At 70.9% G+C, this 18,740-nt stretch carries 21 protein-coding genes and 1 tRNA gene; 14 read left to right on the forward strand and 8 right to left on the reverse strand.

From position 1 onward, the window contains the following. From ABZ281_RS08750 to ABZ281_RS08775, 6 genes are all read left to right on the forward strand, one after another. Nucleotides 1–809: M24 family metallopeptidase (locus ABZ281_RS08750; RefSeq protein ID WP_356653489.1), on the forward strand; the 809-nt coding region annotated here is incomplete at its 5' end. Then, the gene (locus ABZ281_RS08755; RefSeq protein WP_356653491.1) at nucleotides 809–1,786 is read left to right on the forward strand and encodes a thiamine pyrophosphate-dependent dehydrogenase E1 component subunit alpha; all 978 of its coding nucleotides are present in this window, start codon (nucleotides 809–811) and stop codon (nucleotides 1,784–1,786) included. The genes ABZ281_RS08750 and ABZ281_RS08755, both read left to right, overlap by 1 nt. Beyond that, nucleotides 1,774–2,754 carry an alpha-ketoacid dehydrogenase subunit beta gene (locus ABZ281_RS08760; protein ID WP_356653493.1) on the forward strand — a complete coding sequence of 327 codons (981 nt, stop codon included), beginning with the start codon at nucleotides 1,774–1,776 and terminating at the stop codon, nucleotides 2,752–2,754. The genes ABZ281_RS08755 and ABZ281_RS08760 overlap by 13 nt, the downstream gene beginning before the upstream one ends. Before the next feature lie 41 nt (nucleotides 2,755–2,795). Then, a complete protein-coding gene (locus tag ABZ281_RS08765) occupies nucleotides 2,796–4,157 on the forward strand; it encodes an amidohydrolase family protein (RefSeq protein ID WP_356653494.1) in 1,362 nt (453 codons plus the stop codon). Further along, complete coding sequence (locus ABZ281_RS08770; protein WP_356653496.1) at nucleotides 4,154–5,035, forward strand: cupin domain-containing protein; 882 nt, start codon at nucleotides 4,154–4,156, stop codon at nucleotides 5,033–5,035. The genes ABZ281_RS08765 and ABZ281_RS08770 overlap by 4 nt, the downstream gene beginning before the upstream one ends. Further along, nucleotides 5,032–5,721: an SDR family oxidoreductase gene (locus tag ABZ281_RS08775; RefSeq protein ID WP_356653498.1), complete on the forward strand. Its 690-nt coding sequence runs from the start codon at nucleotides 5,032–5,034 to the stop codon at nucleotides 5,719–5,721. Before ABZ281_RS08770 ends, ABZ281_RS08775 begins: the two co-directional genes overlap by 4 nt. A gap of 85 nt (nucleotides 5,722–5,806) precedes the next feature. On the opposite strand, the gene ABZ281_RS08780 is transcribed toward ABZ281_RS08775, so the two are convergent. From ABZ281_RS08780 to ABZ281_RS08795, 4 genes are read right to left on the reverse strand one after another with little or no spacing between them, the layout of a single operon-like run. Beyond that, nucleotides 5,807–6,454, reverse strand: coding sequence for an endonuclease (locus ABZ281_RS08780; RefSeq protein ID WP_356653500.1), 648 nt, complete (start codon nucleotides 6,452–6,454; stop codon nucleotides 5,807–5,809). 3 nt (nucleotides 6,455–6,457) lie between these two features. Next, a complete protein-coding gene (locus tag ABZ281_RS08785; RefSeq protein ID WP_356653502.1) occupies nucleotides 6,458–6,802 on the reverse strand; it encodes a DUF3140 domain-containing protein in 345 nt (114 codons plus the stop codon). Between the two features lie 52 nt (nucleotides 6,803–6,854). Then, nucleotides 6,855–7,331: a DNA starvation/stationary phase protection protein gene (locus ABZ281_RS08790; RefSeq protein WP_356653504.1), complete on the reverse strand. Its 477-nt coding sequence runs from the start codon at nucleotides 7,329–7,331 to the stop codon at nucleotides 6,855–6,857. After that, complete coding sequence (locus ABZ281_RS08795; RefSeq protein WP_356653506.1) at nucleotides 7,328–7,585, reverse strand: WhiB family transcriptional regulator; 258 nt, start codon at nucleotides 7,583–7,585, stop codon at nucleotides 7,328–7,330. The genes ABZ281_RS08790 and ABZ281_RS08795 overlap by 4 nt, the downstream gene beginning before the upstream one ends. 184 nt (nucleotides 7,586–7,769) lie before the next feature. On the opposite strand from ABZ281_RS08795, the gene ABZ281_RS08800 reads away from it, so the two are divergent. Both ABZ281_RS08800 and ABZ281_RS08805 read left to right on the forward strand, forming a co-directional pair. After that, nucleotides 7,770–8,957 (forward strand): thiolase family protein, encoded by a 1,188-nt coding sequence (locus tag ABZ281_RS08800; protein WP_356653508.1) that lies wholly within the window; start codon nucleotides 7,770–7,772, stop codon nucleotides 8,955–8,957. Nucleotides 8,958–9,031: 74 nt separating this feature from the next. Beyond that, nucleotides 9,032–9,805 carry a sulfite exporter TauE/SafE family protein gene (locus tag ABZ281_RS08805; protein WP_356653510.1) on the forward strand — a complete coding sequence of 258 codons (774 nt, stop codon included), beginning with the start codon at nucleotides 9,032–9,034 and terminating at the stop codon, nucleotides 9,803–9,805. Here the strand turns inward: ABZ281_RS08805 and ABZ281_RS08810 are convergent. Next, a complete protein-coding gene (locus tag ABZ281_RS08810; RefSeq protein ID WP_356653512.1) occupies nucleotides 9,791–10,591 on the reverse strand; it encodes an HAD-IIA family hydrolase in 801 nt (266 codons plus the stop codon). The two genes, ABZ281_RS08805 and ABZ281_RS08810, sit on opposite strands and share 15 nt — an antisense overlap. 153 nt (nucleotides 10,592–10,744) lie before the next feature. Between ABZ281_RS08810 and ABZ281_RS08815 the strand changes: the two genes are divergently transcribed. After that, nucleotides 10,745–11,485 carry a cobalt-precorrin-6A reductase gene (locus ABZ281_RS08815; RefSeq protein WP_356653514.1) on the forward strand — a complete coding sequence of 247 codons (741 nt, stop codon included), beginning with the start codon at nucleotides 10,745–10,747 and terminating at the stop codon, nucleotides 11,483–11,485. A gap of 92 nt (nucleotides 11,486–11,577) precedes the next feature. Here the strand turns inward: ABZ281_RS08815 and cobF are convergent, their stop codons facing one another. Together cobF and ABZ281_RS08825 are read right to left on the reverse strand one after the other, a co-directional pair. Next, complete coding sequence (cobF, locus tag ABZ281_RS08820) at nucleotides 11,578–12,348, reverse strand: precorrin-6A synthase (deacetylating) (protein ID WP_356653516.1); 771 nt, start codon at nucleotides 12,346–12,348, stop codon at nucleotides 11,578–11,580. Nucleotides 12,349–12,441: 93 nt separating this feature from the next. Further along, nucleotides 12,442–12,981 (reverse strand): DUF309 domain-containing protein, encoded by a 540-nt coding sequence (locus tag ABZ281_RS08825; protein ID WP_356653518.1) that lies wholly within the window; start codon nucleotides 12,979–12,981, stop codon nucleotides 12,442–12,444. Between the two features lie 97 nt (nucleotides 12,982–13,078). Between ABZ281_RS08825 and ABZ281_RS08830 the strand changes: the two genes are divergently transcribed. The 5 genes from ABZ281_RS08830 to ugpC all read left to right on the forward strand — a co-directional run bounded on the left by ABZ281_RS08830 (nucleotide 13,079) and on the right by ugpC (nucleotide 17,942). Further along, nucleotides 13,079–13,152: transfer RNA gene (locus ABZ281_RS08830), tRNA-Pro, on the forward strand. A gap of 440 nt (nucleotides 13,153–13,592) precedes the next feature. After that, nucleotides 13,593–14,801 carry an ABC transporter substrate-binding protein gene (locus ABZ281_RS08835; protein WP_356653520.1) on the forward strand — a complete coding sequence of 403 codons (1,209 nt, stop codon included), beginning with the start codon at nucleotides 13,593–13,595 and terminating at the stop codon, nucleotides 14,799–14,801. A gap of 70 nt (nucleotides 14,802–14,871) precedes the next feature. After that, complete coding sequence (locus ABZ281_RS08840; protein ID WP_356653522.1) at nucleotides 14,872–15,831, forward strand: sugar ABC transporter permease; 960 nt, start codon at nucleotides 14,872–14,874, stop codon at nucleotides 15,829–15,831. Continuing rightward, a complete protein-coding gene (locus ABZ281_RS08845) occupies nucleotides 15,831–16,664 on the forward strand; it encodes a carbohydrate ABC transporter permease (protein WP_356653524.1) in 834 nt (277 codons plus the stop codon). Before ABZ281_RS08840 ends, ABZ281_RS08845 begins: the two co-directional genes overlap by 1 nt. Nucleotides 16,665–16,754: 90 nt before the next feature. Further along, complete coding sequence (ugpC, locus tag ABZ281_RS08850; protein WP_356653526.1) at nucleotides 16,755–17,942, forward strand: sn-glycerol-3-phosphate ABC transporter ATP-binding protein UgpC; 1,188 nt, start codon at nucleotides 16,755–16,757, stop codon at nucleotides 17,940–17,942. 162 nt (nucleotides 17,943–18,104) lie between these two features. Here the strand turns inward: ugpC and ABZ281_RS08855 are convergent, their stop codons facing one another. Further along, entirely contained in the window at nucleotides 18,105–18,734 is a 630-nt protein-coding gene (locus tag ABZ281_RS08855) for an ABC transporter ATP-binding protein (protein WP_356653528.1), read from the reverse strand. Nucleotides 18,735–18,740: the final 6 nt, after the last annotated feature.

An 18,740-nucleotide genomic window follows, 5' to 3' on the forward strand; every position in this document is an offset into this window, starting at 1 on the left:
AGCAGGTCTTCCTGGAGGCCCGCCGCATCAAGACCGGCGACGAGATCGCCCTGCTCACCCAGGCCTGCGCCATGGTCGACGCGGCCTACGAGGAGCTGTACGGGTACCTGCGCCCGGGAGTGCGCGAGAACGAGTGCGTGGGCGTGGTCAGCAAGGTGCTCTACGACCTCGGCAGCGAGTACGTCGAAGGCGTCAACGCCATTTCGGGAGAGCGCTGTTCACCGCATCCGCACGTCTACAGCGACCGGTTGATCCGCCCCGGCGACCCGGCCTTCTTCGACATCCTGCACAGCCATCTCGGCTATCGCACCTGCTACTACCGCACATTCGCCGTGGGCAGCGCCTCGCGGGCGCAGCGGGACGCGTACGTGCGCTGCCGGGCGTACATGGACGAGGCGATCGCCCTGGTCCGGCCGGGCGCCACCACCGCCGACATCGTGCGGGTCTGGCCGCGCGCCGAGGAGTTCGGCTTCGCCGACGAGACCGCGGCCTTCGCCCTCCAGTACGGCCACGGCGTCGGCCTGTCGATCTGGGAGAAGCCGATCTTCAGTCGGCTGGTCTCCCTCGATCACCCCGAAGTCCTCGAGGAGGGCATGGTGTTCGCCCTGGAGACGTACTGGCCGGCCGCCGACGGCTGGTCCGCCGCCCGGATCGAGGAGGAACTCGTCGTCACCGCCGACGGCTGCGAGGTCATCACCAAGTTCCCCGCCGAGGAACTGCTGGTGGCCGGGCGCAAGTACTGGACGGTGGGCGGCGAGCTGAACACCCGCCGTGAGGCGCAGTCCCACCTCAACACCGGGGACCGCTGATGGACGCCGGCGCGCTCCTCGACCGGTACGAGCGGATGAACGTCATCCGCCGTACGGAGAAGGCCGCCCACGACCTGTTCCTCCAGGGCCTCGTGAAGGGCACCACGCATCTGGCCGCCGGGCAGGAGGCGATCGCCGTGGGGGCGAGCGCCGCCCTGCGTCCGGACGACTATGTGTTCGCCACCTACAGGGGCCACCACCATGCCCTCGCCCGGGGCGCCACCCCCGAGGAGTGCCTCGCCGAGCTGATGAGCCGGGCGACCGGGCTGTGCGGGGCCAAGGGCGGCTCGATGCACCTGACCAAGGCGGCCACCGGCATGCTCGGTTCGTACGCCATCGTCGGCTCGCATCTCCCGATGGCGGTGGGCGCCGCATGGTCGGCCCGGCTGCGCGGCACCGAGCAGCTCGCGGTCGCCTTCTTCGGCGACGGCGCGACCAACATCGGCGCCTTCCACGAGTCCCTCAACCTGGCCGCCGTGTGGAGGCTGCCGGTGCTGTTCGTGTGCGAGAACAACCTGTACATGGAGTACACACCGATCGCCGACGTCACGGCCGTGCCCCGCCCCGCCGCCGACCGTGCCCCCGCCCACGGCATCCCGGGCGAGGTCGTCGACGGCAACGACGTCGTGGCGGTCGAGGAGGCGGTGGGGCGGCTCGCGCGACGGGCCCGGGCCGGAGACGGGCCCGCCGTGCTGGAGGCCGAGACCTACCGTCACTTCGGGCACAGCCGCACCGACCCGGCGGCCTACCGCCCGGCCGAGGAGGTCGAACGCTGGCTGAAGCACGATCCGCTGGACCTCGCGCGGGGACACCTGGCCGAGCTGGGGGTCGGCGCAAAGACGGTCGCCGAGGCCGACGAGCGGGCCCGGGCCGTCGTGGAGCGGGCCGTGCAGGCGGCGAAGGCGGCGCCGCCGCCCGATCCGCGCGAGGCACTGACCGACGTGTGGGCCGACGGAGGTGCCGCATGGCGGACGTGATCACCTACCGGGACGCGGTCGCCGAGGGCATCGCCCGCGAGATGCGGCGGGACGCGTCGGTGGTGTGCCTGGGGGAGGACATCGCCGCGGCCGGCGGGGTGTTCAAGACGACGACGGGGCTGCTGAAGGAGTTCGGACCCGAGCGGGTGTGGGACACGCCCATATCCGAACAGGCCATCGTGGGCGCGGCGATGGGCGCCGCCATGACCGGGATGCGACCCGTCGCGGAGATCATGTTCTCCGACTTCCTGGCCTGCTGCTGGGACTACCTCGCCAACGAGATCCCCAAGGTCCGCTACATGACCGGTGGCCAGGTGACCGTGCCCCTGGTCGTGCGCACCGCCAACGGCGGCGGACTCGGCTTCGGCGCCCAGCACTCCCAGGCCACCGAGAACTGGGCGCTGACCGTCCCCGGGCTGAAGATCGCGGCGCCGGCCACACCCGCCGACGTCATCGGCATGCTCGCCGCGGCGATCCGCAGCGACGACCCGGTGGTCTTCTTCGAACACAAGGGGCTGTTCGCGACCAAGGGCCCCCCGCCCCCGCCCGGTCACGTCGTCGAGCTGGGGCGGGCGGCCGTCGTCCGCGAGGGCGGCGACATCACACTCGTCGCGCTCGCCTCCATGGTGCCCCTGGCCCTGAAGGCCGCCGACGTGCTGGCGGGGGAGGGCATCGAGGCCGAAGTGGTCGACCTGCGCTGCCTGGTCCCGCTGGACGCCGCGACCGTCCTCGCCTCGCTGCGCAAGACCTCGCGGCTCGTCACCGTCGAGGAGAACCCGTACCAGGGCGGCTGGGGCGCCACCGTCGTCTCGGTCGTCGCCGACGAGGGGTTCGGCCTGCTGGACGCGCCTCTACGGCGGGTGGCGGGGGAGTGCGTCCCGCTGCCGTTCGCCGATGCGCTGGAGCAGCAGGTCATCCCCACCGTCGACAAGGTCGTCACGGAGGTCCGCAGGCTCGCCGCGTACTGAGCCGCACATCCGCCATCGAACACCCCATGGGAGGAAGCGCGATGACCACAAGGACACTGCTGCGCTCCGGTCACGTGATCTCGATGGACCCGGACATCGGGGACCTGCCCCAGGGGGACGTCCTTGTCGAGGACGGCAGGATCACGGCCGTCGAGCCCGAGATCAGCGCCGACGCCGAGGTCCTCGACATGACCGGCCACATCGTGATCCCCGGCTTCGTCGACACCCACCGCCACACCTGGGAGGCCCCCATCCGGGGTGTCGCCCCCGACGCCACCCTCGACGACTACTTCGTCGACATCCTCGACACCTTCGCACCGCTGTACACCCCGCAGGACGTGTACGCGGGCAACCTCGCGGGTGCGCTGGAGTGCCTCAACGCCGGCATCACCACGCTGGTCGACTGGTCACACATCAACAACACCCCCGAGCACCCGGACGCGGCGATCCAGGGCCTGGCGGAGTCCGGCATCCGCGCGCAGTACGCGTACGGCAGCGCCAACACCTCCCTCGCGGAGTACTGGTTCGAGAGCAGGATCGCGATTCCGGCGGACGACGTACGGCGGATCCGGTCGACGCACTTCGCGTCCGACGACGGCCTGCTGACCATGGGCCTCGCCACCCGCGGCCCCGGCTTCTGCGTCGACGAGGTCGTCGCGGCCGAGTGGGCCATGGCGCGCGAGCTGGGCCTCCCGATCACCGTGCACGTGGCGATGGGGCGGCTGGCCGGCCGCTTCGGCATGGTGAAGCAACTCCATGACCTGGGGCTGCTCGGCCCGGACACCACCTACGTCCACAGCTGTTACCTCAGCGGGGAGGAGTGGCGGATGGTCGCCGACAGCGGCGGCACGGTGTCGGTCGCGCCACAGGTGGAGCTCCAGATGGGGCACGGCTGGCCGCCCGTGATGCAGGCCATCGAGCACGGTCTGCGGCCCGCGCTCAGCATCGACGTCGTCACCACCGTGCCGGGTGACATGTTCACCCAGATCCGCGCGGCCTTCGGCGCCGAACGCGCCCGCGTCAACGCCGACTGCTGGCAGGCCAACATGCCGGTCCCCAGCACCATGTTGACGGCGCGTCAGATGCTGGAGATCGCCACCGTGAACGGCGCCCACGTCGCAGGGCTCGAGGACCGCACCGGCTCCCTGACCCCCGGCAAGCGCGCCGACATCGTCGCGATCGACGCCACCGCTGTGAACGTCGCCCCGGTGCACGACGCGGCGGCCGCGGTGACCCTGTGCGCCGACGTCTCCAACGTGGACACCGTCCTCGTCGACGGCGTGATCCACAAACGCGACGGCCGGCTCCTCGGCGACACCGCACGCGCCCTGCGGCTCGTCGGTGAGGCCCGCGACCGGCTCCTCGCGGCGAAGGAGGCCAAGGGGGCGAAGGCACCGGTATGACGAACCACCTGGTGCGCCACGCCGCCGAGCTGCCCGAGCCGCCGTACGACGGCCACGGCCATCGGCGTTGGACGCTGGTCGGCGAGGAGGACGGCAGCGTCCACACCGGCTTCGGCCTGTGCGAACTGCGGCCCGACGGCCGGGTGCCCGCCCATGTGCACTCCTACGAGGAGACCTTCTTCGTCCTCGACGGGGCCGTGATCCTCGACCTGCCGGACGGGTCGTACCTGTTGGAGGAGGGCGACCACGGCCTGCTGCCGACCGGCGTCCCGCATGCCTGGCGCGGGGCCGGGAGCACCGGCGGACGCTGGGCGGACATGCTGGCCCCCGTGCCGCGGGCCCGCTACGGACACGACACCCAGGCCGTGCCGGATCTGCCCGCGCGCGAGCCGGCCCGGGTCGACGTCCGTGACCCGCGCACCCGCGCCTTCGGCCACTTCGAGCCCGGCCAGATGGACCCGGGCAAGCAGTCACAGGACCTGCTGGCCGCCACGGCGAGCATGCGGACCGCGCTGCTGGTCTACAGCGGGATCACGGTGAAGATGATGATCGACGGCGACCTGGGCGCGGTCGCCTCGACGATGTTCATGGTGCAGTACGCGTCCGACGGGATCATCGGCACCCACGACCACCCCTTCGAGGAGACGTATCTGATCCTGGAGGGCGTCGCGGAGGCCACCCTCGACGGCGAGCGGTACCGCCTGGAGCCCGGGGATGTGGCCTGGGCGGGCGCCGGATGCGTGCACGGTTTCGTCAACGCGGGGCAGGGGCCCCTGCGTTGGCTGGAGACGCAGGCGCCGCAGCCGCCGTCGCGGCACTCGTACCGGTTCACGCGGGACTGGGACTACCTGCGCGCGGCACTGGAGGAGGAGTCATGAGCAGTGTGCTCGTCGTCGGGGGAACGTCCGGGATCGGGCTGGAGTTCGCCCGCACATGTGCCGAGCGCGGGGACGACGTGGTGCTCACCAGCCGCGACGCCCAGCGCGCCGACGTGGTCGCGAAGGAGGCGGGCGCGCGCGGACTCGCCCTCGACCTGGAACGGCCGCTGGAGATCGCGGCGGCCCTGGCCGGCATGGGACGCGTCGACCACCTGGTGATCGCGGGCGTCTCGCGCGACGACAACAAGGTCACCGAGTACGACATCGACGCCGCCCTGCGCCTGGTCACCCTCAAACTCGTCGGCTACACGGAGGTCGTGCACACGCTGCGCGGCCGGCTGCACGACGACAGCGCCATCGTGCTCTTCGGCGGCCAGGCCAAGGAACGCCCCTACCCGGGTGCGACGACGGTGGCGACGGTCAACGCGGGGGTGCGCGGCCTGATGAACTCCCTCGCCGTGGAGCTCGCTCCCGTCCGGGTCAACGCCGTGCACCCCGGTGTCGTGGGCGACAGCCCGTACTGGCAGGCCAAGCCGGAGAAGGTCCTCGCCACGCTGCGCACCGAGACACCCACGGGGCGGCTCGCCGAGATGGCCGACGTGGTGGACGCGGTTGACTTCCTGCTGCGGAACCGGTCGGTGAACGCGGTCGAACTGGCGGTGGACGGGGGCTGGTTGCTCGGGTGAGGGCCGGTTGCCCGGGTGAAGGCGGGCGGTTCGGATGAGGCCCGGCTGCTCGGGTGAAGGCCGGCTGCGCGAATGATGGGGCCGCTCACCCGGCACGGCTGAGCGTGTCCCGTACGACCTCCTTGTCCACCGCCGCCCGTACCAGCGCGGCAGCCAGAACGGCCGGGTCGGTGCCCCCGGCCAGTTCGGTGAGGCGCTCGGGGTCCTTCGGCAGATCCAGCCGTTCGGCGCCCTGGAGGGCCTTGGCGTCCAGAAAGGGGGCCGTCTCCGGCCAGACGCCCTGCGCCTCGCGCAGGAAGATGCCGGCGCCGGCCGGGCCCATGCCGGGAAACTCCTGGAGCAGGCGGCGCAGTTCGGGCACCTTGCCGTCCGCCTCCCGCCGCAGTCGTCGCAGGTCGCCGCCCCACCGTTCGTTCAGCAGCTGGGCGGCCTCCCCGAGCTGGGTGGCCGTACGTTCGTCGTAGCGCCGGTAGCCGCCCCGGCCCAGCGCGTCGACCCGCTCCTGCCACGAGGCCTGCTCCATGCGCCGCGGGTCGCGCAGCCCCGCCTCGTGCAGGGCACGGGCGGTGGCCAGCGCGATCGAACCGCGGATGCGGGCACTGAGCAGATGGGACAGCACCAGTAGCCGGTACAGCGGCTGCGGGGTGTCCTTCAGCGCGATGCCCGCCTCCTCGGCGTAGGTCCGGCCGTGCGCGCCGACGAGTTCCCGTACGACGCGCTCCCGGCGACCCATGGCCTATCCCTTCAGCGGGTCGTGCCCGACCGTCATCAGCCGGTGCCGGCGGCGGGTGTCCTCGGCCGTCACCTCGGGCTCGGGTTCGTTCTCCAGGTCTACCTGGTCGGTGACCGTCTCCACGACCTTCCGCATCACGCGCAGGTCGTCCTCGGTCAGGTCGGTGCGCCGCTTCTGGAGGATCGCCAGGACGTGCTGCCCGGTGGCGGAGCCCGCCTGGTCCGGCAGCGGCTCGGTGGTCTCGTCGGCGTCGCGGACCCGCAGCCAGGCCGCGAGTTCCTGCGAGGTCATGTTCACCACGCGGTGGAAGTCCTCCCACAGCGCGTCGAGTTCGAGGGCGTCGGTCATCGCCTGCCCCTTCCGTACGTACGTCGGATGCTGTGCGCCGTCGCCCCGCGGATCAGCGGGGGAAGTTCTCGGCGTCGAACATCCACCGCTGCTTCTCCAGCTCCGCGGTGATGCCGATCAGCAGGTCCTGGGTGACCGGGTCGGCCTTCTCGGTCGCGTCGATGCGCTCGCGCAGCCCGCCCACAGCTTCCTGCAGCGCCTCCACCATCAGCTGCACGGCCTCCGAGTCGCGCACCCAGCCCTCCTCGGGGGCGGGCAGCGTGAAGGCCTTGGCGATGGTCTCCGGGCGGCCGTCCGGCGGGACGCCGAGCGCCGCGGACCGCTCCGCGACCGTGTCGGCGAAGTCCCGCGTCGCCGTGACCACCTCGTCCAGCTGGAGGTGAATGGACCGGAACCGCGGTCCGACGATGTTCCAGTGCGCCTGCTTCCCGACCAGCGAGAGCCCGAGCAGATCCACCAAGGTGTCCTGGAGTGCCTCGCAGGCGACCTTCCGGGCGTCGTCGGGCAGTGTGCTTCGCACAGTCGTCATAGGGCACTTCTCCTTCTCGCGTCGTTCCTGCTCGTCCGGAGCAGTGCGTCGCGCTCCTCCTCACCGGTGCCGCCCCACACTCCCGAGGCCTGACCGCTGCCCAGCGCGAAACTCAGGCACTGGTCGGTCACCGGGCAGCGCGCGCAGACCCGCTTCGCGGCGCCCATGTCACGCAGGGCGGGGCCGGCGGTGCCGACGGGAAAGAACAACTCGGGGTCCTCGTCCACGCACGCGGCGCTCCGCAACCACTCCATGAACGCGCGGGTGCCCCGGGCATGCTGGTGTAAACGCGACGCATGTGGGTCGTCCGGCCTGCGATATGCCCCCTGACAAACCCTGGGAGGCGCAGAATCTTCACAGACGGCAGAGGGAGGGTCTATAGTCCGAAACTAGCAGTGCTAATTAATGCGCGTTGTCGCGCGGCGTGAGGAGCCTCTCGTGCGTCCCGTCCACTTCGCGGCCGCCCGCCGCACCCCCATCGGCAAGCTGCGGGGATCCCTCTCCTCGGTACGGCCCGACGACCTCGCGGCGACGGTCGTCCGTGCCCTGGTCACCGGCGTGCCCGAGCTGGACCCCGCCCGGATCGACGACGTCTACTGGGGAGCCGCCAACCAGGCCGGCGAGGACAACCGCAACGTCGCCCGCATGGCCGCGCTGCTCGCCGGCCTCCCCGACTCCGTGCCCGGCGCCACCGTCAACCGCCTCTGCGCCTCGGGCCTGGAGGCCGTGACCACGGCCGCCCGCACCATCGCCGCCGGCGAGGCCGACATCGTGATCGCCGGCGGCTCCGAGTCGATGAGCCGCGCCCCGTTCGTGCTGCCCCGCCCCGACGAGGCCCTGCCGCACCGCATGGAGACCGCCGACACCCGCCTCGGCTGGCGCCTGGTCAACCCGGCGATGCGCGATCTGCACGGACTGCTGGCCATGGGTGAGACCGCCGAGGAGGTCGCCGCGCGGTACGGCATCCCGCGTGAACGCCAGGACGACTTCGCCCTGCACAGCCACCAGCGCGCCGTCCTGGCCCGCAAGAACGGCCACTTCGACGACGAACTCCTCCCCGTGGAGCGCCCCGACGGCGTGGTCGTCGACACCGACGAATGCGTCCGCGAGGACACCTCGTACGAGAAGCTGTCCCGGCTGAAGCCGGTCTTCCGTGACGGCGGCACGGTCACCGCGGGCAACGCCTCGCCGATGAACGACGGCGCCGCCGGCCTCCTCCTCGTCAGCGAAGACGCCCTGAACGGCCTGGGCCTTACGTCCCTGGGCCGCTACGTCGCCGGCGCCTCCGCCGGTGTCCACCCCGACGTGATGGGCATCGGCCCCGTCCCCGCCACCCGCAAGGTGCTGACCCGCGCCGGCTGGAGCATCGGCGACCTGGAGGAGGCCGAGTTCAACGAGGCCTTCGCCGCCCAGGCCCTGGCCTGCGTGGACCAGCTCGGCATCGACCCCGACCTGGTCAACCCCAGCGGCGGCGCCATCGCCCTCGGTCACCCCCTGGGCTGCTCGGGCGCCCGCATCCTGACGACGCTGCTCCACCGGATGCGGCGTACGAGGGCGGGACGCGGGCTTGCCACGATGTGCGTCGGGGTGGGACAGGGCAGCGCGGTCCTCGTCGAACGGCCCTAGCGATCCTGGCCTGGCCCACCAGGCGAGACAGCGCTTACGGGCACCTGTTCGTTGCACATAGCATCAGTGTTCGCATGAACACCATGACGCTCTGGCACATCACCGGCTGGGAGTTCGCCGCCCTCGCCCTCGCGGCCCTTCTCGTCGGCTTCTCCAAGACCGCCGTGAGCGGGGCCAACACGGTCAGCCTCGCCATCTTCGCCGCCGTGCTGCCCGCCCGTGCCTCCACCGGCGTGCTGCTGCCCATCCTGATCGCCGGCGACCTCCTGGCCGTCGCCACCTACCGGCGGCACGCCCACTGGCCCACGCTGTGGCGGCTGTTCCCGGCGGTCGCCGCGGGCGTCGTCGTCGGGACGGTGTTCCTGCTCTGGGCGGACGACGCGGTCGTACGGACCTCGATCGGCGCGATCCTGCTGCTGATGGCCGCCGTGACCGTGTGGCGCCGGCGTACGGCCGACACGGGGGAGGAGCCCGAGTCGGTCACCACCCGGTCGGGGCGGCTCAAGGCCCGCTCCTACGGCGTCCTCGGCGGCTTCACCACCATGGTCGCCAACGCGGGCGGCCCCGTGATGTCGATGTACCTGCTCTCGGCGGGCTTCCGCAAGCTCGGCTTCCTCGGCACCTCGGCCTTCTTCTTCCTGATCGTCAACGTTTCCAAGCTGCCCTTCAGCGCCGGCCTCGGCCTGATCGACGGCCGCTCGCTGCTCCTCGACCTGGCGCTCGTGGCGTTCGTCGTGCCCGGCGCGCTGTTCGGCAAGTGGGCCGTGCACAGGATCAACCAGCGGCTGTTCGAGCAGCTCGTCATCGCGGCGACCGTCGTGGGCGGTCTGCAACTACTGCTGCGCTGACCCCCGCAGCAGCGCCGGAAGGTCCGCGAACGAGCCGATCACGTGGTCGGGCGCGCCGTCGGCGGCCCGCAGCGTCTCCGGCTGGAACTTCCCGGTCCGCACGAGCACCCCGGTGACCCCGGCGCGCTGCGCCGCCAGCACGTCGGACTCGACGTCGTCCCCGACCATCACCGCCTCGTCCGCACCGACGCCCAGCCGGGCGAGCGCCGACGCGAAGAACGCCCGCGCCGGCTTGCCGGTGATCTCGGCCTCCACCCGCGCGGCCCGCTCCAGCCCGGTCAGGAACGCCCCCGCGTCCAGCCGCAGCCCCTCGGCCGTACGCCAGTACAGGTTGCGGTGCATCGCCACCAACCGGGCCCCGCGCTGCAGATGCCCGAAGACCCGGTCGAGCGCCGCGTAACCGAACTCGGGACCGGCCCCGCCGACCAGGACGACATCCGGCACGGCCCCGGTCTCACTCGCCTCGACGACCGTGACACCGTCGAGGTCCTCCGCGATGTCGCCGCTGTTCAGCAGCGCGCACCGGGCGCCGGGACAGTGCTCGGCGAGATACGCGGCGGTGGCGGCGGGCGCGGTCAGGATGTCCTCGGCGGACACCGGGAACCCCGCCTCCGCCAGCGTCCGGGCGATCGACGCCCGGGTACGGGACGTGGTGTTGGTGACCAGCAGAACGCCGAACCCGGCCTCCCGGACCTCCCGCAGCGCCTCGACGGCCCCGGGCAGCGGCCGCCATGAGACGGTGAGCACCCCGTCGATGTCGATGAGCACGGCACGCACAAACTCCATGCCAGGACGATAACCACGGGGAGCGGCCTTCGCCGGTCGGCACCGTCGCGCTGCGGTTCACCGGTTCTCCGGCCGGCACCACCCGTCCCGCTGCCTCAGCCGGTCGGCCCCCGTCCCGGCATCCGCAGCACCCGACCTCGTACGCTCGACGTCGTGTCCCCTCACGTCCTGATCCTCGGCGGCACGGCCGAGGCCCGAGCCCTGGCCACCGCGCTGTGCGCGCGTCCCGGCGTGCGCGTCACAACGTCCCTCGCGGGGCGCGTGGCAAAGCCGGCGGCGCTCGACGGGGAGGTGCGCGTCGGAGGCTTCGGCGGGGCACCGGGACTGGCCGGCTGGCTGCGGGAGGAGGGCGTGGACGCGCTCGTCGACGCCACGCACCCCTTCGCCGAGTCGATCACGGTCAACGCGGCCCGCGCCGCGGCCGAGACCGGCGTACCCGCGGTGGTGCTCCGCCGCCCCGGGTGGCGGCCCGGCCCCGGCGACCAGTGGCATTCCGTCCCCTCACTGGACGCGGCCGCGGACCTGCTGCCGCGCCTCGGCCGCCGGGTGCTGCTCACCACCGGGCGCCTCGGCCTGGCCTCCTTCGCCCACCTTTCGCGCCTGCACTTCGTCGTGCGATCGGTGGATCCCCCCGAGCCGCCGATGCCGTCCGGCACCCATGTGCTGCTCGCCCGTGGCCCGTTCACCGTCCCCGGCGAGACGGCCCTGCTGCGCGAGCACCGCGTCGACGTCCTGGTGACCAAGGACAGCGGGGGAGCGGCCACAGCGGCCAAACTGACCGCGGCCCGGGACCTCGCACTGCCGGTCGTGGTCGTACGGCGGCCGCCGCTGCCGGACGGCGTGACGGCGGTACCGGATGTGGCGGGCGTGTTGGAACGGCTGGGGATCGGGTAGGTCGCTCACACCGAGCCGGTGGGGAGGGACGTCTCCCGACCGCGCGACAGCCCATGGCTCCCCGGGTGCCCGTGACGTGCCCGCCCGTCCCGTCAGCCGCGGGGGTGTCGGCGCAGCAGATACGTGTCCATGATCCAGCCCTTGCGCTCACGGGCCTCGGCCCGCAGCCGCTCGATACGGGGGGCGGCCTCCGCGATCGGGCCGGAGACGAGGATCTCGTCCGGAGTGCCGATGTAGGCGCCCCAGTAGATGTCGACGTCCTCCTGCGCGTAGTGCCGGAAGGTCTGGTGGGCGTCGAGCATCACGACCACGTCGTCCACACCCTCCGGGAAGCCCTCCGCCAGCCGTCGGCCGGTGGTGATCTGCACCGGCCGGGCCACACGGTTGAGACCCGTGCGGTGCCGGGCGACGAGCGAAGAGACACTGCTGATGCCGGGCACGACGTCGTACTCGAACGCCACGGCGCCCCGCTCCAGCACCTCCTCCAGGATCCCGAGCGTGCTGTCGTACAGCGACGGGTCGCCCCACACCAGGAACGCCCCGGTCTGCTCGTCGCCGAGTTCCCCGGTGATCAGCCGCTCGTAGATGTCGGCCCGGGCGCTGCGCCAGTCCCCGACGGCGGGGGAGTAGGCCGTGCCGCCGGCGCCGCGGTCCCGCTCGGGGTCGCGTGCCTCGACGACGCGGTACGTCCCCTCGGGTACGTGCACGTCGAGCATGTCCCGGCGCAGCCCCGTGAGATCCGCCTTCACCTCACCTTTGTCCAGGATGAAGAACACGTCCGTGCTCCGCAGCGTCTTGACCGCCTGGAGGGTGAGCTGGTCGGGGTCGCCCGCGCCGATACCGATGACATGAATCTTTCGCACGGCCCGAGTCTGCCGCACGGGGAGGGAACGGGTACACCGAGGGTCGGCTCGTCGCTCCCTTGAGTGGGCCGGGCGAGCGTCCGTCGCCGCAGCTCAGCGCCCCGCTTCCGGACCCCGCAGCCGGGGCGCCCGGCCGCCCGCGTCCACCGGCCGACCCGTTCGTTCCACATCCGCGGCCAGTTCCCGTGCCCACGCGGCCACGCTCACGACGTCGATGCCGTGCGGCAGGGCCTGCCCGGCCCCGGACGCCCAGGCCTCGGCCGCTCCCGCCCCGCGCCGCAGGAGCCGGGCCCCGCCGGTCGAATTGCCCCGGGCGGCGTGCGTGAGCCCCACGGCGAGCTGGGCGAGCCCGCGCCACAGCTCACGCTCCTGATCAGGCCCCGACTTCCACGCGTCCTCGAACACCTCATGCGCATGGAACGGCTTGCCCTCCTCCAGCAGCCGCTGGGCTTCCGTGACGGTCTCCTGCGGGGTGCGGACGACGCCCTCGGGCTGCCGGGGCACACCGTCCGCGCCGTACGGCAGGGGCCGCCCGAGACCGTCCCTGGGACGGGCATTGCGCGCCCGCCCTTCACTGTCGCGGTCCCGTGCGTCGCCCGGCCGGTCCGGATAGGTCTCTCCTGTGCTGCCCATACGCCGATTGTCCCGCGCGGCCCGCTTTCGGCGCGGCCAGGGGTGTGGGGTACAGTGCTGTTCGCGCGATCACGCGGCTCACCGCGGGTGGCGCGCGCGGGACGTGGCGCAGCTTGGTAGCGCACTTGACTGGGGGTCAAGGGGTCGCAGGTTCAAATCCTGTCGTCCCGACTTGCGAAGTAGCAGGTCGGAGGTCACTTTCGGTTGATCGGAAGTGGCCTCTTCGCTGTTCGCGGGGACTGGTTGGGGACCGAACGCCGGAAGGCGGTCGTGTAACGCGCTTTGACTCGGTCAAGGTGCGCGCCCGGGGCGACAGTTGAACCTTCCGATCTGTCCAGGTGCCTCCCTGCGGTCCCCCTTCCGTGCTCGCGGGTTCACCGAGGCGGTTCCCTGGCGGGTCGATGCGTTATGTCCTTGATGTCGCTTTCGATGGTCTCTAGTGTTCGCTGCGAGGGACACAATACGAGGGCCGAATCTCGTGCCCTCGTCCGGAAGCGAGGTGTGGAGCGGTGCACGCGAGGTGCGGCTGCCGACCCGTTTCGGGTCAGAGGGGACGTCCCCGAGGGACGCGATGGCTGCGGGCGTTCGCCGTGCTGCCGTTGTTGGCGTCGGTGCTCGCAGCTTGTGGCAGTGACGAGGCCTCCGGCAGACCCACCCTCAACTGGTACAACTTCCCGGACGACTCCGGTGCGCTCCAGAAAGCGGCGGACCGGTGCAGCCAGGCGTCGGGCGGCCGCTACTCGATCAGCTACCACAAGCTTCCGCGCGCCGCGGACGGCCAGCGCCAGCAGCTCGTCCGCAGACTCGCCGCCGAGGACGACTCGCTCGACATCCTGGGCCTGGACGTCACCTGGGCGGCGGAGTTCGCCGAGGCGCGCTGGGTCCGGGAATGGACGGGGAAGGCGAAGCAGGAGGCCGTCGAGGGCACCCTGCGCGTACCGCTGCAGACCTCGACGTGGAAGGGCAAGCTGTACGCGGTCCCGTACAACACCAACACCCAGCTCCTGTGGTATCGCAAGGACCTGGTGCCCACGCCACCCAGGACCTGGGCCGAGATGCTGGACATGGCCGGCGCCCTCGCCCGGCAGGGCAAACCGCACTTCGTGGAGATCCAGGGTGCCCAGTACGAGGGCCTGACCGTCTGGTTCAACTCGCTGATCAACAGTGCGGGCGGTTCCATCCTCAACGCGAGCGCGACCGAGCCCTCCCTCGGTCCTCCTGCCGTGCGGGCCGCCGGGATCATGCGCGATCTGGCGAACTCCCCGGCCGCGGACCCCTCCCTGTCCAACCAGATGGAGGACCAGAACCGCCTCGCCATGGAGTCGGGGGTGGCGGCGTTCGAGCTCAACTACCCGTTCGTCTATCCGTCGATGAGAGCCAACAACCCCGAGCTGTTCAAGAACTTCCGCTGGGCGCCGTACCCTCGGGTCGACGCGAACCGCCCGGCACGGCCCACCATCGGCGGCATCGATCTGGCGGTGAGCGCCTACTCGCGCCACCCCGACCTGGCCTTCGAGGCGGCGCTGTGCCTGCGCAACCGGGAGAACCAGCTCACCGCCGCGCTCGAGGGCGGTCTGCCGCCCACTCTGCGCTCCCTGTACGACGATCCCGCGTTCATGAAGGAGTACCCCTTCTCCGGGGAGGTGCTGGCCGCCCTGGAGTCGGCGAGTGTGCGCCCGATCACGCCGGTCTACCAGAACGTGTCGATCGCGGTCTCCCACACGTTGTCCCCGCCGTCCGGGATCGAACCGGAGAGCTCCGTCGCCACCATCAGGGAGCAGATCGACGATGCCCTGCGATCCAAGGGTGTGATCCCGTGAACCACCTCCTCCCGCAGCACCCCGTCAGCCGGCACCCCGGTGCGCGGGCCTCCTCCTCGGACGGCCCGAGATGAGCACCCGCGCGCAACCGGCCGGAGCCCCGCCGCCCCCCGAGGCGGAGACGGAGCAGGCGGCGCCGGACCAGGCGGCACTCTCGGCGGGCGCCAGGCAGGAGCGGCGACTCGGCTGGCTGCTCTGCGCGCCCGCGGTCGTCGTCATGATCGCCGTGACCGCCTACCCCATCGGGTACGCCGTCTATCTGTCCCTCCAGCGGTACGACCTGCGCTTTCCCGGGCAGGCGGAGTTCGTGGGCCTGAGCAACTACGGGGCGGTGCTCTCCTCTCCGTTCTGGTGGGACGCCTTCTGGGTGACGCTCTTCATCACCGCCGTGTCCGTGGCGATCGAACTGGCTCTCGGAATGGGGCTCGCCCTGGTCATGCACCGCACGATCTTCTGGCGCGGCGCCGTGCGCACGTCGGTTCTCATTCCGTACGGAATCGTCACCGTGGTCGCCGCCTTCTCCTGGCAGTACGCCTGGACCCCGGAACTCGGATACCTCGCAGAGCTGTTGCCCACCGGAGAGGCACCCCTGACCGCGCAGTGGTCCGCCCTCTGGCTGATCATTCTCGCCGAGGTGTGGAAGACGACGCCGTTCATGGCCCTGCTGCTGCTCGCGGGTCTGGCACTGGTCCCCGAGGAGACCCTGAAGGCGGCCATGGTGGACGGTGCCACCGCCTGGCAGCGCTTCACCAAGATCATGCTGCCGCTGATGAAACCGGCCATCCTGGTGGCACTGCTCTTCCGCACACTGGACGCGTTCCGGATCTTCGACAACATCTACATCCTGACCGCGGGCGCCCACGGGACCGGCTCTCTGTCGATCCTCGGGTACGACAACTTGTTCACCGCGCTGAACCTGGGCATCGGGTCGGCGATCTCGGTTCTGATCTTCATCTGCGTCGGGATCATCGCCTTCACCTTCGTCAAACTGTTCGGTGCCGCCGCACCCGGCGCGGAGGTGAAGCGCTGATGGCCGCCGTGGGAAAGACACACGCCACCCGATGGGGCGTCCTGAACATCGTGGTGGTGCTGTACGCCCTGTTCCCGGTGTGGTGGATCGTCGCGCTGTCGTTCAAGGACCCCGGCACCCTCACGGACGGCGACTACATCCCCAGGAACTGGACCTGGGAGAACTACCGGGGCATCTTCAAGACCGCCGAGTTCACCCGTGCGCTGATCAACTCGATCGGTATCGCGCTGATCGCCACGGTGATCGCGGTGGTGCTGGGCACCATCGCCGCCTACGCGGTGGCCAGGCTGCGCTTCCCCGGGAAGCGGGTGCTCATCGGCATGTCACTGCTGATCGCCATGTTCCCGCCGATCTCCTTGGTGTCACCGCTGTTCAACATCGAGCGGTTCATCGGAATCTTCGACACCTGGATCGGGCTGATCATCCCGTACATGACCTTCTCCCTGCCGCTCGCGATCTACACCCTGTCGGCGTTCTTCCGGGAGATCCCCTGGGATCTGGAGAAGGCCGCCAAGGTCGACGGGGCGACGCCCGCGCAGGCCTTTCGGCTGGTCATCGCGCCGCTGGCCGCGCCGGGCGTGTTCACCACGGCCATCCTGGTGTTCATCTTCTGCTGGAACGACTTCCTGTTCGCGATCTCACTGACGTCCACCGAGTCCGCACGCACCGTGCCGGCCGCGATCGCGTTCTTCACCGGGAGCTCGCAGTTCCAGCAGCCCACAGGGTCGATCGCCGCCGCCGCTGTGGTCATCACCATCCCGATCATCGTTTTCGTCCTGCTCTTCCAGCGGCGGATCGTCGCCGGACTGACCTCCGGGGCAGTCAAGGGGTGAACGGGCCGACCGCGGCAGACAGGCCACCGGCCCGAGACACCGACCGCAGTGCTCGGACCCGGAAGGCATGAAGGCAAGGAGGCATCAACCATGGCCGAGATCATCCTTGAGGGAGTCACCAAGCGCTTTCCCGACGGGGCCCTCGCCGTGAAGGACGTGAACCTCGAGATCGCCGACGGCGAGTTCGTGATCCTGGTCGGACCGTCGGGATGCGGCAAGTCCACCACCCTGAACATGATCGCCGGACTTGAGGACATCACCGAGGGCACCCTGCGCATCGGAGACCGAGTCGTCAACGACCTGGCTCCCAAGGAGCGGGATGTCGCCATGGTGTTCCAGAGCTATGCGCTGTATCCGCACTTGAACGTCCGGGAGAACATGGGCTTCCCGCTGCGCCTGGCCAAGGTGGACAAGGCCACCATCGACGCCAAGGTGACGGAAGCCGCCCGGATCCTCGACCTGGCCGAGCATCTGGACCGCAAGCCCGCCAACCTCTCGGGCGGTCAGCGCCAGCGGGTGGCCATGGGGCGGGCGATCGTCCGTGACCCCAAGGCGTTCCTGATGGACGAGCCGCTGTCCAACCTGGACGCCAAACTCCGGGTACAGATGCGCACCCAGATCTCCCGGCTGCAGCGGCGCCTTGGCACGACCACCGTGTACGTCACCCACGACCAGACCGAGGCGATGACGCTCGGCGACCGGGTCGTGGTCATGCGACAGGGCCTGGTCCAGCAAATCGGCACCCCCGCCGACCTGTACGACGCGCCGAACAACATCTTCGTCGCGGGCTTCATCGGCTCTCCGGCGATGAACTTCCTGAACGCCATCGTGGAGGGCGGAGCCCTGCGCTCGTCCCTCGGCGAGCTGACCCTCGACGACCGTACGAGGCAGATGCTGGAACGTCAGAACGCGCCCCGTGAGGTCATCGTCGGGCTGCGACCGGAGGCATTCGAGGACGTGGCCCTGTCACCCGACCGGGACCGGACGGGCCCGGTCTTCACCGCCACCGTGGAGGTACTGGAGTCGCTGGGCTCCGATGTGTTCGTCTACTTCACCGCGGAGGGCGGGCCCGCGACGACCACCGAGCTGGAGGAACTCGCCGCGGACTCGGGCCTGCGTGACACCGGCGCCGACACCAACAACATCGTGGCCCGCCTGGGCGCCGCCACGCGTGCCCGTGAGGGCGAACCGATCGAGCTGCGGGTCGACATGTCCAAGGCTCACGTGTTCGACCCGGCGACCGGAGCGAACCTCACGCATCCAGCGAGGGCGGACTGACGAGCACGCACAGGGCACGATCCGCATCCGTCCAACGGCAACTGGCTACATGGGTGTCTCGAAAACGAGTACCGCAACCAGTTGCTGGACAGTGGTCCTGCCTTCCGAACAGCGGTGCCGGCGCGGCGGAAGTACGCCCGCGCTGACTTCCTTCCCCACAGCTCAGGACGCCACGGCCGGGAGGGTGAGTCTTCCGTCGTGGACTTCGGCGATCTGGTCGACGGCGGTGAGGTGGGTGCGGTCGTGGGTGACCAGGACAGTGGCGGTGGCCTGCTGGTGGGTGAGGCGGGTGATCAGGTCGATGACGGCGGCGCCGCGTTCGTGGTCGAGGGCGCTGGTGGGTTCGTCGACCAGCAGGACGGTGGGGTCGTTCATCAGGGCGCGGGCGATGTTGACGCGCTGGCGCTGGCCGCCGGAGAGCTGGTGGGGGCGACGATCGGCCTGGTCGGTCAGGCCGACCGCCTCGAGGAGTTCCATGGCCCGGCCCCGGGCGGTGCGGGGCTTTCGGCCGTCGACCTGGGCCATGACCTGGAGTTGTTCGACGGCGGTGAGCGAGACGATGAGGTTGGGCTGCTGGAAGACGATGCCGATCTTGTGGCGGCGCAGGTCGGTGAGCTCTGCGCGGGTCATGCCCGTGGTGGAGGTGCCGTCGATGGCGACGGTGCCGGCGTCGGGGGTGACGAGGGTGGCGGCGACGGCCAGCAAGCTGGACTTGCCGGAGCCGGAGGGGCCGACCACGGCGGTCAGGCTGCCCTTTGCAACCTCCAGGCTGACCTGGTCAAGGGCGGTCAGGCTGGT

The organism is Streptomyces sp. NPDC006265, from assembly GCF_040613555.1.
In the GTDB taxonomy this organism is placed as follows: domain Bacteria; phylum Actinomycetota; class Actinomycetes; order Streptomycetales; family Streptomycetaceae; genus Streptomyces.